The 10,395-nt window shown below is 66.2% G+C and carries 10 protein-coding genes; 3 read left to right on the top strand and 7 right to left on the bottom strand.

Translation table 11 applies throughout. The features are described from left to right. Window positions 1-94: 94 nt before the first annotated feature. Both dkgB and B0W80_RS24710 read right to left on the bottom strand, forming a co-directional pair. Window positions 95-910 carry a 2,5-didehydrogluconate reductase DkgB gene (dkgB, locus tag B0W80_RS24715; protein ID WP_077001808.1) on the bottom strand — a complete coding sequence of 272 codons (816 nt, stop codon included), beginning with the start codon at window positions 908-910 and terminating at the stop codon, window positions 95-97. Between the two features lie 39 nt (window positions 911-949). Next, on the bottom strand, window positions 950-2,152 hold the full coding sequence (locus tag B0W80_RS24710; protein ID WP_077001807.1) for an MFS transporter: 1,203 nt from the start codon (window positions 2,150-2,152) through the stop codon (window positions 950-952). Between the two features lie 118 nt (window positions 2,153-2,270). Between B0W80_RS24710 and B0W80_RS24705 the strand changes: the two genes are divergently transcribed. From B0W80_RS24705 to B0W80_RS24695, 3 genes are all read left to right on the top strand, one after another. After that, entirely contained in the window at window positions 2,271-3,182 is a 912-nt protein-coding gene (locus B0W80_RS24705; RefSeq protein WP_077001806.1) for a LysR family transcriptional regulator, read from the top strand. Window positions 3,183-3,317: 135 nt separating this feature from the next. Further along, complete coding sequence (gene xth / locus B0W80_RS24700) at window positions 3,318-4,097, top strand: exodeoxyribonuclease III (RefSeq protein ID WP_077001805.1); 780 nt, start codon at window positions 3,318-3,320, stop codon at window positions 4,095-4,097. After that, window positions 4,094-4,609, top strand: a complete 516-nt coding sequence (locus tag B0W80_RS24695) for a hypothetical protein (RefSeq protein WP_077001804.1) — start codon at window positions 4,094-4,096, stop codon at window positions 4,607-4,609. Before xth ends, B0W80_RS24695 begins: the two co-directional genes overlap by 4 nt. A 33-nt stretch (window positions 4,610-4,642) precedes the next feature. Here the strand turns inward: B0W80_RS24695 and ntrC are convergent, their stop codons facing one another. From ntrC to B0W80_RS24670, 5 genes are all read right to left on the bottom strand, one after another. Next, the gene (gene ntrC, locus B0W80_RS24690; RefSeq protein ID WP_077001803.1) at window positions 4,643-6,151 is read right to left on the bottom strand and encodes a nitrogen regulation protein NR(I); all 1,509 of its coding nucleotides are present in this window, start codon (window positions 6,149-6,151) and stop codon (window positions 4,643-4,645) included. Between the two features lie 20 nt (window positions 6,152-6,171). Beyond that, the gene (glnL, locus tag B0W80_RS24685) at window positions 6,172-7,248 is read right to left on the bottom strand and encodes a nitrogen regulation protein NR(II) (protein WP_077001802.1); all 1,077 of its coding nucleotides are present in this window, start codon (window positions 7,246-7,248) and stop codon (window positions 6,172-6,174) included. After that, window positions 7,248-7,769, bottom strand: a complete 522-nt coding sequence (locus tag B0W80_RS24680; RefSeq protein WP_077001812.1) for a hypothetical protein — start codon at window positions 7,767-7,769, stop codon at window positions 7,248-7,250. Before B0W80_RS24680 ends, glnL begins: the two co-directional genes overlap by 1 nt. A gap of 141 nt (window positions 7,770-7,910) precedes the next feature. Continuing rightward, entirely contained in the window at window positions 7,911-9,326 is a 1,416-nt protein-coding gene (glnA, locus tag B0W80_RS24675) for a type I glutamate--ammonia ligase (RefSeq protein WP_077001801.1), read from the bottom strand. A 149-nt stretch (window positions 9,327-9,475) separates the two neighbouring features. After that, on the bottom strand, window positions 9,476-10,276 hold the full coding sequence (locus B0W80_RS24670) for a molybdopterin-binding protein (protein ID WP_077001800.1): 801 nt from the start codon (window positions 10,274-10,276) through the stop codon (window positions 9,476-9,478). Between the last annotated feature and the right edge of the window lie 119 nt (window positions 10,277-10,395).

The raw sequence follows: 10,395 nt of genomic DNA, 5'->3' as shown, positions 1-10,395 counted from the left end.
GCGAAGCGGAGGCCGCCACAGTGAAGCGATGCCGGCACACCCGCAGCCGCCTTTGCAGCGCGCTATTTGCTATCTGCCACCTCGACACCCAACGTCAATCCCAAACAGGCGCAAGCGATTCCGGACTCGCAAGACGCTCCCCCCGATCCAACACAGCGATGCGCGCCATCTGATCGTCCGTCAGCCGCAGCGACCGAGCAGCAAGATTGCCTTCCAGATTCGCCCGCTTCGTCGACGAAGGAATCACCGCGAAGCCCTGCTGCATCGCCCATGCCAGCACCACCTGCGCCGGCGTCGCGCCGAGGTCGTTGGCGATGGCCTGCACCACCGGCTCCTGCAGCGCCTTGCCGTAGCCCAGGGTCATGTAGGACGTGGTGTGGATGCCGCACTTCGCGTTGAATGCTGCCACCTTGCGGTTCTGCAACGCAGGGTGCAGCTCGATCTGGTGCGAGGCGATGCGCTCGGCGCCGACGGCGTCGATGACCTCCTGCAGCAGCGCCGTGTTGAAGTTCGACACACCGATGCGCTGGGTCAGGCCTTGGTCCTGCGCCGCCGCCAGCGCACCCATGTATTCGGCTACCGGCACCGCGCCGTGCGGCGACGGCCAGTGGATGAGCGTCATGTCCACCTGCTCGGTGCGCAGCTTCTTCAGGCTCTCCTTCAGGCTGGCGGCGAGCTTGTCGCTGGCGAAGTTGTCGATCCAGATCTTGGTGGTGATGAAGACCTCGTCGCGCGGCACGCCGCTTTCGGCGATCGCCTGGCCGACCTCTGCCTCGTTGCCGTAGATCTGTGCGGTGTCGATGAGCCGGTAGCCGAGCGACAGGCCCGTCTTGACGGAATCGATGACGACCTGCCCCTTCAAGCGGAAGGTGCCGAGGCCGAGTGCGGGAATGGGGTTGTTGCTGTTCATGATGTTTGACGGAAGTGGAAAGTTGAAACGAGAAGCCGCTCAGTGCCCGACCGGCACCGGCCCGCCGGCCCGCACCGGAATGCCGGCGCGCCTGTCCAGCGTACCGCTCCATTGCGTCAACGCCAACGACACCAGCACCACCACCGCGCCGATCCAGGGTGTGTGCATCAAGCCCAGGTGCGTGACGATCAGGCCGCCCGCCCAGGCTGCGCCGGCGATGCCGAGGTTGAAGGCCGCGATGTTCAGTCCCGAAGCCACGTCGACTGCCTGCGGCGTGTAGCGCTCGGCCTGCTTGACCACGTAGACCTGCAGCCCCGGCACGTTGCCGAAGGCGACCGCACCCCACAGCAGCACCGTGACCACGGCGAGCCAAGGATGCGGCGCCGTGAAGTTGAACAGCAGCAGCACCGCGGCCAGCAGCGCGAAGATGATCCGCAGCGCCGGAATGGGCCCGTGCCGGTCGGCCAGCTTGCCGCCCCAGATGTTGCCCACCGCGACCGACACGCCGTATACCAGCATCACCCAACCCACGGCACCGGCCGAGAAACCCGAGACCTCCTGCAGGATCGGCGCGAGGAAAGTGAAGGGAATGAACGAGCCGCCGTAGCCGATGGCCGTCTTCGCATACACCAGCAGCAGCCGCGGCTCGGCCAGCACCTTGGCCTGCTGCGCCAGCGAGGCCGGCGGCGCATGGCGGATGTCGCCGGGCACGAAGATCCAGCTGCCGATGAAGGCGATCACGCCCAGCGCCGACACCGCGAGGAAAGTCTCGCGCCAGCCGAAGTGCTGGCCGATGAAGGTGCCCAGCGGCACGCCCGTCACCAGCGCCACCGTGAGGCCGGTGAACATGATCGCGATGGCGCTCGCGGCCTTCTCCTTCGGCACCAGGCCGGTGGCGATGGTGGAGCCGATGGAGAAGAACACGCCGTGGGCCAGGCCCGTGAGCACGCGCGCCACGATCAGCGATTCATAGCCCGGCGCCTGCCAGGCCAGCAGGTTGCCGGCCGTGAACAGCGCCATCAGGCCGAGCAGCAGCGCCTTGCGCGGCAGGCGGCCCGTCAAGGCGGTGAGCACGGGCGCGCCGATGGCGACGCCGAGCGCATACAGGCTGACCAGCAGGCCGGCCGACGGCAGACCGACGCCGAGGTCCGTGGCGACGGTGGGGATGAGGCCGACGATCACGAACTCCGTCGTGCCGATGGCGAATGCGCTGAGGGTCAGCGCGAGCAAGGCAATGGGCATGGAACACTCCTGTGGGAATGGGCAGGAGTGTGCGGCGGGGTCGTTTGCAGAAAAACCCGCTATTCCTCATAAGATATTTGATCCAGAATCAACAATCAGCCGCGTGCCGACAGCCCCGATGAAGACCACGCTCGACGAACTGCAGGCCTTCACCGCGGTGGTCGACACCGGCTCGATCACGGCGGCGGCCGAGCGCCTGGGCCAGACGGTGTCGGGCATCAGCCGCGCGCTGAGCCGGCTCGAGAAGAAGCTGGGGACCACGCTGCTGCGCAGGACCACCCGCCGCATCGAACTCACCGAGGAAGGCCAGGCCTTCCTGACGCATGCCCGCGCCATCTTGGATGCCATCGACACGGCAGAGGAGCAGATGGGCTTGCGCCGCCAGCAGCCGGCCGGGCGCCTGCGCGTGAACGCCGCCACGCCGTTCATGCTGCATGCGATCGTGCCGCTTGTGCCGGCCTTCCGCGTCGCCTACTCGCAGATCGAGCTGGAACTCGACACCGACGAGCTCAACATCGACCTGCTGGAGCGCCGGACCGACGTCGCGATCCGCATCGGCGCGCTGAGCGACTCCACGCTGCATGCGCGCCCCCTCGGCACCAGCCGCGTCCGCGTGCTGGCCAGCCCGGCTTACCTCGAGCAGCATGGCCGGCCGCGCTCGGTGGCGGGCCTGTCGAAGCACCTGCTGCTGGGCTTCACCCAGCCCGAGTCGCTCAACCGATGGCCGCTGCGCGGGCCGCATGGCGACGAATGGCCGATCAAGCCCGCCGTCACCGCATCGAGCGGCGAGACGCTGCGCCGGCTGGCGCTGGAGGGTGCCGGCATCGTCTGCCTGTCGGACTTCATGACCGCCGGCGATCGCGGACGCGGTGACCTGGTCCAGCTGCTGGCGCGCGATACGGTGGAGGTGCGGCAGTCGATCAACGCGGTGTACTACCGCAACACCGCGCTGGCCGCACGGGTCACCTGCTTCCTGGATTTCATCGCGGCGCGACTCGGCGCCGGCGACCGGGCCTGGATCGATGGCTGAGGCCTGCAGCGCGTCGGAGCGAAGCGCACGCTGGCCGTCGGGCGAAATGCCGACACGTGCTCAGGCACCGACCGCACAGGCGGACCCGCGGCCAATGAAGGCAAAATCCGCCCAGCACCACGAGACACCCGACGCATGAAGATCGCCACCTGGAACGTCAACTCCCTCACCGCCCGCCTGCAGCACGTGCTGGACTGGCTCATCGCCAACCCCGTCGACGTGCTGTGCCTGCAGGAGCTCAAGATGAGCGACGACAAGTTCCCGCTGGAGGTGCTGCAGTCGGCCGGCTACCACGCGGCGGTGTTCGGCCAGAAGACCTACAACGGCGTCGCGATCCTGAGCCTCGCACCCGGGCGCGACGTGGCGAAGAACATCGGCGGTTTCGCGGACGACCATTCACGCGTGATCAGCGCCACGATCGACACGCCCTCGGGGCCGCTGCGCGTGGTCAACGGCTACTTCGTCAACGGACAGGCGCCCGGCAGTGACAAGTTCGCCTACAAGATGAGCTGGCTGAGCGCGCTGCGCGAGTGGCTGCGCCAGGAAATGGCGACGCATCCGCGGCTGGTGCTGCTGGGCGACTTCAACATCACGCCGGAAGACCGCGACAGCTTCGACCCTGTGGGCCTGGCCGAAACCATCCATCACACGACCGAAGAGCGTGAGCACTTCAAGGCGTTGCTGGGCCTGGGCCTGGTCGATGCGTTCCGCCTCTTCGAGCAGCCCGAGAAGAGCTATTCATGGTGGGACTACCGCATGTTGGGCTACCAGAAAAACCGTGGCCTGCGCATCGACCACATCCTGCTGAGCGAGCCGCTGAAGCCGCTGGCCAAGGGCTGCGTCATCGACCGCGTGCCGCGCAAATGGGAGAAGCCCAGTGACCATGCCCCCGTGATCCTGGAGCTCGACGCATGAACTTCGCATTCAAGACTCTTCTTCTCGCGACAGTCCTCGGTCTGGCCGGCTGTTCCATCTTCAAGCAGGACACGCCTGCCGGCCCGGCCTCGTCGGCGAGCGCAGAGGGGCCCGCCGACGAAGTGGCCAAGCCTTCTGCCGAAGTGCCGACCACACGCCTCATCACCGCGCAGACACCGGCCGTGCGCGCCTACCGCAAGATCGGCGCGCAGCACATCTACAAGGCCTATCCGAAGCGCATCTACAAGGGCAAGATCCCGCCGCTGGTCTACGCGGTGGTGGTGACCGAAACCGACATCGACAGCACGGGCAAGGTGACGGGCGTGTACTTCTCGCGCACGCCCAGCCACGCGCCCGAGGTGAGCGGCATGATCGCGCAGCTGATCAAGGACGCGTCGCCGTTGCCGAACCCCGGCAAGCTCGGAGGCCACACCTATGTCGACACCTGGCTTTGGGACCGCAGCGGCAACTTCCAGCTCGACACGCTGACATTGGGCCAGCGCAGCCGCTGAGCGCAGCGCCGTCGGCGCCGCTCCCGCCTCGCTCTACTCCAGGCCGAGTTCCTGGATCTTGCGGGTGATGGTGTTGCGGCCGATGCCGAGCTTCTGCGCCGCCTCGATGCGGCGGCCGCGCGTGTTGGCCAGCGCCGTGAGGATGAGGCGCGACTCGAAGCGGCGCGTGAGCGTGTCCCACACGTCGTGGCGGCCCGCGGCGAGCAAGGTCTGCGCCTCCATCTCGAGGCCGCTTTCCCACGCCGACGACGAAGCAGCCGCGACAGTGCCCGGCACCGCGGGCGGTGCCGAGGCCGAAGCGGCCACCGCCTCGTGCTCGTCGCTCCCCTGCGCGGTGGCGCCTGCGATCACGGCGGGCACTTCGGCAGGCGTTGCCACCATGACCTCGGGCGGCAAGTCCTTCGCTTCGATCAATTGCGCCGGCGCCATCACGGTCAGCCAATGGCAGATGTTCTCCAGTTGGCGAACATTGCCGGGAAAGGCGAAGACCGAAAGCTGCGCGAGCGCCGCATCCGAGATGCGTTTGGGCTCCACGCCCAGCTGCTTGGCGCTCTGCTGCAGGAAGTGGCGCGTGAGCGCGGGCACGTCTTCGCCGCGCTCGCGCAGCGCGGGCAGACGCAGACGGATCACGTTGAGCCGGTGGAACAGGTCTTCGCGGAAGCCGCCCTGCTTCACGCGCTGCTCCAGGTCCTGGTGGGTCGCGGCGATGACGCGCACGTTGGCCTTCACCGAGTTGTGGCCGCCCACGCGATAGAAATGCCCGTCGCTCAGCACGCGCAGCAGGCGCGTCTGCAAATCGAAAGGCATGTCGCCGATTTCGTCGAGGAAGAGCGTGCCGCCCTCGGCCTGTTCGAAGCGGCCGCGACGCATGGTCTGCGCGCCGGTGAAGGCACCGCGCTCGTGGCCGAAGAGTTCGCTTTCGAGCAGGTCTTTCGGAATCGCCGCGGTGTTGATGGCCACGAAGGGGCCGCTGGCGCGCGGCGAGTGCTTGTGCAGCGCACGCGCGACGAGTTCCTTGCCGCTGCCGGACTCGCCGGTGATGAGCACGGTCACGTTGCTTTGCGACAGACGACCGATGGCGCGAAAGACATCCTGCATGGCAGGTGCCTGGCCCAGCATCTCGGGCGTGGCGGCCATGCGCTCTTCGGCCACCTCTTCGCGCTGGCTCTCGTCGACGGCGCGGCGAATCAGCTCGACCGCGCGCGGCAGATCGAAAGGCTTGGGCAGGTATTCGAAGGCGCCGCCCTGGAAGGCCGAGACGGCACTGTCGAGGTCGGAGAAGGCCGTCATGATGATGACCGGCAGGCCGGGGTGCTTGGCCTTGATCTTGTCGAGCAGGTCGAGCCCCGAACCACCCGGCATGCGGATGTCGCTCACCAGCACCTGCGGGCCCTGCGACTCGTCGTCGGCCGCCAGCTCGAGTGCAGCGAGCACCTCGCGCGTGTTCGTGAAGCTGCGCGTGGGCAGGTCTTCGCGCAGCAAGGCTTTTTCCAACACGAAGCGGATCGATTGGTCGTCATCCACTATCCAGATCGGCTTCATGCAGTTCCTTCTTCCCTGTCCTAAGGCAACGGTATCAATATCTTGAAATCGGTCCGGCCCGGAACACTGTCGCACTCGATCACGCCGTGGTGTTGTTGTACGAAAGTTTGCGCCAGCGTCAAACCAAGGCCTGTTCCGCCTTCTCTGCCCGACACCAGCGGGTAAAAGATGCGGTCCTTGATCGCGTCCGGCACGCCCGGTCCATTGTCGATGACATGCAATTCCAGTGCCAGTCGGTACCACTGCTTGTTGAAGATCACCTGTCGCGCGACGCGTGTCTTGAGCGTGATGCTCGCATCGCCTGCAGCGCGTCGCTCACCGAGTGCCTGCGCTGCGTTGTGAACGATGTTGAGCGTGGCCTGGATGAGTTGCTCGCGGTCGCCGCGAAACTCGGGGATCGATACGTCGAAGTCGCGCTCGATGTGCAGGTCGCGCGGGAACTCGGCGAGGATGACCGATCGCACGCGTTCGCACACCTCATGGATGTTGACGTCGCCCACCACGTGCGGCCGGCGGTGCGGCGCGAGCAGCCGATCGACCAATGTCTGCAGTCGATCGGCCTCGTGGATGATGACCTGCGTGTACTCGATCAGGTCGCGCGACTCGACTTCCATCTGCAGCAACTGCGCGGCGCCACGAATGCCGCCCAACGGGTTCTTGATCTCATGCGCGAGATTGCGGATCAGCTCCTTGTTGGCCTGCGCCTGGCCGAGCAGACGCTCTTCGCGGTCTTGCCGCGCCTGCTGCTCGAGCGGCGACATCTCGATGATCAACTCACCGGCCTTGTCGCCTTGCGCGAGCGTCACCTGCACCGGCATCAGATCGTGGTTCACGCGACGCAGCAAGGCCTCGTAGCGCAGCGTGGCGAAGTCGTTGCTGCGGGCGCCATCGATGGCCGTGCGCAGCACCTGGGGTTCATTGAAGCAGGCCGAGAATTGCGAGCCTTCGAGCGTGCGGCGCGATGTGCCGAGGGCGTCCTCGAGCCCGGCATTGGCGAAGAGCACCGAGCCATCGGTGCGGATCACCGCGATCAGTGTGGAGAGAAGGTCGAAGGCCTGGAAGCGCTTGGCGGCGGACGCGGGTTTGCCGAATGCCATCAACGCGAGGCCGGCAGGCGACCGATCTCGCGGCGGATGCCCGCGATGTCGCTCTCGTTGCGCGTGATCTCGGCCTTCATGTCGGCCACGCGGTCCAGGTACTTCTGATAGTTGCGTGCCTCGCTGCCCTGCTTCTCGGGCTCGCCGTTGTTGTAGTCCTTGAGCAGCTGGGCCTGGCGCTCCTCGGCCTTGCGGAGTTCGGTCTCGAGTACCGAGCGGGCTTCGCCATCGCGGGCACGCTGGTCGACGCTCTCGACCCGCGGGCTGCCGGCCGGCGAGCCGCCGCTCGGCGCCCGCACGGCTGGCGATGTGCCACCCGACGCGGCTGCCGCCACGGGCCGGCTACCCTGGACGACGGTGACGTTGCCGCCTTCCATGACCTTGCAGCCGCGCTGCTGCGCGAGCGTCGCGTTGTTCGTGTATTCGTTGCCGCAGCGCCAGACGCGCTCCTGCGCCTGGACCTGCATATGGATGCCGGCCGCCGCTGCGGCGGCCAACAGGAGAGCCGAAGAGGTCTTCATGATCGTCGAGTGCAAAGTGGGCAAGCAGCGGGCATTTTCGTGCAATTCGATGCGGCTGCCGTGCCGTGGGTTCCGCCCATGAAAAAAGGACGGCGAGAGCCGTCCTTTTCTCACGCGGACGCCCCTTGCGGGGCGATCGCCTTACAGCGAGTAGTACATGTCGAACTCGACCGGGTGCGTGGCCATGCGGAAGCGCGTGACTTCCTGCATCTTCAGGTCGATGTAGGCATCGATATACGCATCGGTGAACACGCCGCCCTTGGTCAGGAACGCGCGGTCCTGATCGAGGTACTCGAGTGCTTGATCGAGGCTGTGGCACACGGTCGGGATCAGCGCGTCTTCTTCCGGCGGCAGGTGGTACAGGTCCTTGCTCGCGGCTTCGCCCGGGTGGATCTTGTTCTCGACGCCATCGAGGCCGGCCATCAGCAGCGCGGCGAAGCCCAGGTACGGGTTCATCAGCGGATCGGGGAAGCGCGCCTCGACACGGCGGCCCTTCGGGTTGGCCACGAACGGGATGCGGATCGAGGCCGAGCGGTTCTTGGCCGAGTAGGCCAGCTTCACCGGGGCTTCGAAGCCGGGCACCAGGCGCTTGTAGCTGTTGGTACCGGGGTTCGTGATCGCGTTCAGAGCACGGGCGTGCTTGATGATGCCGCCGATGTAGTGCAGCGCGAAGTCGCTGAGACCCGCGTAGCCGTCGCCGGCGAACAGGTTCTTGCCGTCCTTCCAGACCGACTGGTGCACGTGCATACCGGAGCCGTTGTCGCCGACGATGGGCTTGGGCATGAAGGTGGCGGTCTTGCCGTAGGCATGGGCCACGTTGTGGATCACGTACTTCTGCAGCTGGACCCAGTCGGCGCGCTGGATCAGCGTGCTGAACTTGGTGCCGAGTTCCATCTGGCCCGCGTTGGCGACTTCGTGGTGATGCACTTCGACCGGGATGCCCAGCGACTCGAGCACCAGGCACATTTCGGAGCGCATGTCCTGAAAGCTGTCGACCGGCGGAACCGGGAAGTAGCCGCCCTTGACGGCCGGGCGGTGGCCCGTGTTGCCGTGCTCGAATTCCTTGCCGGTGTTCCACGAGGCTTCTTCGGACTCGATCTTGACGAAGCAGCCCGACATGTCGTTCTGCCAGCGCACGCCGTCGAACACGAAGAACTCGGGTTCCGGTCCGAAGTAGGCCGTGTCGCCCAGGCCGGAGGCCTTCATGTAGGCCTCGGCGCGCTTGGCCAGCGAACGCGGATCGCGCTCGTAGGGCTTGCCGTCGGCGGGGTCGACCACGTCGCAGGTCAGGATGAGGGTCGTTTCCTCGAAGAAGGGGTCGATGTTGGCCGTGTTCGGGTCGGGCATGAGCTGCATGTCCGATGCTTCGATGCCCTTCCAACCGGCGATCGAGGAGCCATCGAACGCATGACCGTCGGTGAACTTGCCTTCGTCGAAGGCCGAGACGGGCACGGTGACGTGCTGTTCTTTGCCGCGGGTGTCGGTGAATCGGAAGTCGACGAACTTGACCTCGTTTTCCTTGACGAGCTTGAGTACATCGGCGACGGTCTTAGCCATCAGGCTTCTCCTTGGATCGGTAGTGGTTGGAAATTAGCGAAAGGCTGGAATGCAGGTTCCATGCCATTGTCAGGGGCATGGCGAGGGGCACGACCCCCTACCGGAACCCCAAAATCAGGCGAGTTGTAACTAAATTGGTGCGCATTCGGTCACCGCACCAATTCGGGGCCCAGCTTCACACCAAATGCGTGCAAGCCCTCCAACAGCTGTTGATAGGCCCCATCGACAGCGCTGGCGTCGCCCTTGACGCCGAGTTCGATGTGACGCCCATGCTCGGCGTGGTCGACGCTCGGCAGGCTGAACACCTTGATGCCGGCGTGCGTGCGCTCGATGGTTTCCATCAGCGGCGTGAGCGTGGCTTCCATCGCGCCGTAGACGATGATCGACTTCTCTATCGCGCGGCCGCGTGCGAAGAACTCGCCATAGCGCGCGTCGAGCACCGATTCGATCATCGGCCAGGCCATGACCGGGAAGCCCGGGACGAAATGCACGTCGCCCACGCTGAAGCCCGGGATCTTGTTGTACGGGTTGCGGATGATGTTGGCGCCGAGCGGGAAGACACCCATGTTCAGCCGGTGCACGTTGTCGGGCCGGTCGGGTTCGTAGGGAATGCCCTGTTCGCGCGCCGTGTCCTGCATGCGCTCGCGGATCAGCACCTCGGCCTCCGGGTGCAAGGCCAGCGGTACACCCAGCGCCGCGGCAGCGCATTGGCGCGTGTGGTCGTCGGGCGTGGCGCCGATGCCGCCCGTGGAGAACACCACGTCGCCCGAAGCGAAGGCGCGGCCCAGCGCCGCCGTGATGCGCGCCGGCTCGTCGCCCACGTACTCGGCCCAGGCGAGTGGGAGGCCGCGCGCCGCGAGCAGCTCGATCACCTTGGGCATGTGCTTGTCGGTGCGCTTGCCCGAAAGGATTTCGTCGCCGACGATGATGAGGCCGAAGGAACGGGTCATAGAACAATCTCCGCGCTACGCGCTCCGGTATTTGCCTTGGGGACGGCCCGGCGGCTCATGAGAGTACCTTCGCCTTCGGCTGCGGTATTCGCCTTGGGAGCGGCCGAGCGGCTCATGAG

It is taken from the genome of Variovorax sp. KK3, from assembly GCF_001984055.1.
Taxonomy (GTDB): domain Bacteria; phylum Pseudomonadota; class Gammaproteobacteria; order Burkholderiales; family Burkholderiaceae_C; genus Variovorax.
Note: the sequence above shows the minus strand (reverse complement) of the source record. Positions and strands in the feature narration are given on the sequence as shown.

Excerpts from the sequence above, each read along its gene's own strand:
- dkgB (WP_077001808.1), bottom strand. The coding sequence starts at position 910 with ATGAACAGCAACAACCCCATTCCCGCACTCGGCCTCGGCACCTTCCGC.
- B0W80_RS24710 (WP_077001807.1), bottom strand. The coding sequence starts at position 2,152 with ATGCCCATTGCCTTGCTCGCGCTGACCCTCAGCGCATTCGCCATCGGC.
- B0W80_RS24705 (WP_077001806.1), top strand. The coding sequence starts at position 2,271 with ATGAAGACCACGCTCGACGAACTGCAGGCCTTCACCGCGGTGGTCGAC.
- xth (WP_077001805.1), top strand. The coding sequence starts at position 3,318 with ATGAAGATCGCCACCTGGAACGTCAACTCCCTCACCGCCCGCCTGCAG.
- B0W80_RS24695 (WP_077001804.1), top strand. The coding sequence starts at position 4,094 with ATGAACTTCGCATTCAAGACTCTTCTTCTCGCGACAGTCCTCGGTCTG.
- ntrC (WP_077001803.1), bottom strand. The coding sequence starts at position 6,151 with ATGAAGCCGATCTGGATAGTGGATGACGACCAATCGATCCGCTTCGTG.
- glnL (WP_077001802.1), bottom strand. The coding sequence starts at position 7,248 with ATGGCATTCGGCAAACCCGCGTCCGCCGCCAAGCGCTTCCAGGCCTTC.
- B0W80_RS24680 (WP_077001812.1), bottom strand. The coding sequence starts at position 7,769 with ATGAAGACCTCTTCGGCTCTCCTGTTGGCCGCCGCAGCGGCGGCCGGC.
- glnA (WP_077001801.1), bottom strand. The coding sequence starts at position 9,326 with ATGGCTAAGACCGTCGCCGATGTACTCAAGCTCGTCAAGGAAAACGAG.
- B0W80_RS24670 (WP_077001800.1), bottom strand. The coding sequence starts at position 10,276 with ATGACCCGTTCCTTCGGCCTCATCATCGTCGGCGACGAAATCCTTTCG.